This window comes from Streptomyces sp. NPDC003042 (assembly GCF_053591315.1).
The window spans coordinates 1-2081 of record NZ_JBSFTP010000176.1 but is presented as its reverse complement, the minus strand read 5'-3'; the positions used below and the strand labels follow the sequence as shown (position 1 = coordinate 2081).

Below are 2081 nucleotides of genomic sequence, written 5' to 3'. Positions count from 1 at the left end.
GAGCCGTTGGCGAGGTAGCCGTCGGAGAGCAGGAACACCGGTGTCCGGTAGGTGAGTGCGATACGGGCGGCGTCGAGCGCGGCGTCGAAGCAGTCCGCAGCCGTCTTCGGCGCCACGATCGGGACCGGGGCCTCGCCATTGCGGCCGAACATGGCCTGGAGGAGGTCGGCCTGCTCGGTCTTGGTCGGCAGACCCGTCGAGGGGCCGCCGCGCTGGATGTCCACGATCAGCAGCGGCAGTTCGAGGGCCACGGCCAGGCCGATCGTCTCGGACTTCAGGGCGACGCCCGGCCCGGAGGTCGTGGTCACGCCGAGGGCTCCGCCGAAGGCCGCCCCGAGCGCCGCGCCGATGCCGGCGATCTCGTCCTCCGCCTGGAAGGTGCGGACGTCGAAGTTCTTGTGCTTCGACAGTTCGTGCAGGATGTCCGAGGCCGGGGTGATCGGGTACGAGCCCAGGTAGAGCGGCAGGTCCGCCTGCTGCGCCGCCGCGATCAGCCCGTAGGAGAGGGCCAGGTTCCCGGAGATGTTGCGGTAGACCCCGTTCGGGAACGCGCTGGTGGCCGGCGCGACCTCGTAGGAGACGGCGAAGTCCTCGGTCGTCTCGCCGAAGTTCCAGCCTGCCCGGAAGGCGACGATGTTCGCCTCGGCGATCTGGGGCTTCTTCGCGAACTTCTGCCGCAGGAAGCTCTCCGTACCCTGCGTCGGACGGTGGTACATCCAGCTCAGCAGCCCCAGCGCGAACATGTTCTTGCTGCGCTCCGCCTCCTTGCGGGACAGGTCGAACGCCTTCAGCGCCTCCACGGTGAGGGTGGTCAGCGGCACCCCGTGGACCCGGTAGGCGTCCAGGGAGCCGTCCTCCAGCGGGGAGGTCTCGTAGCCGACCTTCGCCATCGGACGCTTCGTGAACTCGTCCGTGTTCACGATGATCTCCGCGCCGCGCGGCACGTCGGCGATGTTCGCCTTCAGCGCCGCCGGATTCATCGCCACCAGCACGTCCGGGGCGTCGCCCGGGGTGAGGATGTCGTGGTCCGCGAAATTCAGCTGGAACGAGGACACGCCGGGAAGGGTTCCGGCAGGGGCACGGATCTCGGCCGGGAAGTTCGGCAGCGTCGAGAGGTCGTTGCCGAAGGACGCCGTTTCCGCCGTGAAACGGTCACCCGTCAGCTGCATACCGTCACCCGAGTCACCCGCGAAACGGATGATCACATGATCGACGCGGCGGACTTCCTTCTCGCCCGCGGGCGGCAGGGCTACTTCGGTCATGGCTCAGGCCTTGATCTCGCAGATGGTGGCGCCCGAGGTGAGGGAGGCGCCGACCTCCGCCTTCAGGCCGACGACCGTGCCGGAGCAGTGGGCGTTGAGCGGCTGCTCCATCTTCATGGCCTCCAGGACGACGATGAGGTCGCCCTCGTTGACCTGCTGGCCCTCCTCGACCGCGACCTTGACGATCGTGCCCTGCATCGGGGACGCGAGGGTGTCGCCGGAGACGAGCTTGACGTTCTTCTTGTTGCGGCGCTTGGCCTTGGGGGCCGAGCCACCGCCGAGCGGCGCGCTCTTGGCCAGCGCACCGAGCGACGATGGGAGCGTCACCTCCAAGCGGCGGCCGCCGACCTCCACGACCAGCGATTCGCGGCCGTCCTCGTCCTCGGCGTCCTCCTCGACGCTCGGGGCGACGTACGCCTTGATGTCGTTGACGAACTCGGTTTCGATCCAGCGGGTGTGGACCGTGAAGGGTCCCTCGGCCGGGGCGAACGCGGGGTCGGTGACGACGGCGCGGTGGAAGGGGATGGCGGTGGCCATGCCCTCGATCTCGAACTCGGCCAGGGCGCGGGCGGCGCGCTGGAGGGCCTGCTCGCGGGTGGCGCCGGTGACGATGAGCTTGGCGAGCAGCGAGTCCCAGGCGGGGCCGATGACGCTGCCGGTCTCGACGCCCGCGTCGAGGCGGACGCCGGGTCCGCTCGGCGGGGCGAACTTGGTGACGGTGCCGGGGGCGGGCAGGAAGCCGCGGCCCGGGTCTTCGCCGTTGATGCGGAACTCGATGGAGTGGCCGCGCAGGACCGGGTCGCCGTAGCCGAGTTCCTC

Annotated in this window: 2 protein-coding genes; both read right to left on the bottom strand. The window is 69.7% G+C overall.

Translation table 11 applies throughout. The features are described from left to right. On the bottom strand, window positions 1-1262 hold a 1262-nt coding region (locus tag ACWDYJ_RS36175), incomplete at its 3' end, for a 2-oxoacid:acceptor oxidoreductase family protein (protein ID WP_451569848.1). 3 nt (window positions 1263-1265) lie between these two features. Further along, window positions 1266-2081 (bottom strand): biotin/lipoyl-containing protein (locus tag ACWDYJ_RS36170; RefSeq protein WP_451569847.1); only part of this gene is annotated, 816 nt, incomplete at its 5' end.